Here is a 317-nt window from a genome sequence, read left to right as displayed (position 1 = left end):
GCAGAACCACTTCCCCGGCCTCGGCAACGTGCTGACGCTTGTCAGCGCGTGTATCATCGCAGCGGCCGTCTGCTCGGTGGTCGGCTACACGATCGAGCGCGTGGCTTACCGGCCGTTGCGCAAAGCGCCGCGTCTCGCGCCGCTGATCACGGCCATCGGGGTGTCGATCCTGCTGCAGACGCTGGCCATGATGATCTGGTCGCGCAACCCGCTGCCGTTCCCGCAGCTGTTGCCCACCGACCCGATCAACGTGATCAAGGCCACCGACACGACGCCGGGCGCCGTGATCTCGATGACGGAAATCGTGATCATCGTCG

The 317-nt window shown here is 65.6% G+C and carries 1 pseudogene; it reads left to right on the top strand.

Going from position 1 to position 317, the window contains the following annotated elements:
- Positions 1-317: pseudogene (locus BN2475_RS28725) on the top strand (branched-chain amino acid ABC transporter permease); the annotation flags it as partial.

Origin of the sequence: Paraburkholderia ribeironis, assembly GCF_900019265.1 — a bacterium.
GTDB classification, from domain to species: domain Bacteria; phylum Pseudomonadota; class Gammaproteobacteria; order Burkholderiales; family Burkholderiaceae; genus Paraburkholderia; species Paraburkholderia ribeironis.
This window is presented reverse-complemented; position numbering and strand designations above follow the sequence as displayed.